This window comes from Tetzosporium hominis (assembly GCF_002265435.1).
Taxonomy (GTDB): Bacteria; Bacillota; Bacilli; order Bacillales_A; family Planococcaceae; genus Chryseomicrobium; species Chryseomicrobium hominis.
The window spans coordinates 1-252 of record NZ_NOKQ01000108.1 but is presented as its reverse complement, the minus strand read 5'-3'; the positions used below and the strand labels follow the sequence as shown (position 1 = coordinate 252).

At 52.8% G+C, this 252-nt stretch carries 1 protein-coding gene; it reads left to right on the top strand.

Translation table 11 applies throughout. The features are described from left to right. Positions 1-252: hypothetical protein (locus tag CF394_RS00400; protein ID WP_133079772.1), on the top strand; the 252-nt coding region annotated here is incomplete at both ends.

Here is a 252-nt window from a genome sequence, read left to right as displayed (position 1 = left end):
CGCTTGCGGCGAAACTGTTAGCCGGTTCGTCACTCAAAGAACTGAAGCCCGCCGCCAAAAATTCACGCGGTGTTGCCGTGCAGTTTCCGGTCTTTTCATCGCACGCCCTTCAAGATGTCGATTTGAAGCTTGGGCCGGAAATGAAATCGACCGGTGAAGGCATGTACGTCGGCTTGAATCCGGAAAGCGCCCTGAAGAAAATGTTTGCAGGAATCTGGCAAACGAAAGGCGGCATTTACATGGAAGGAGCCA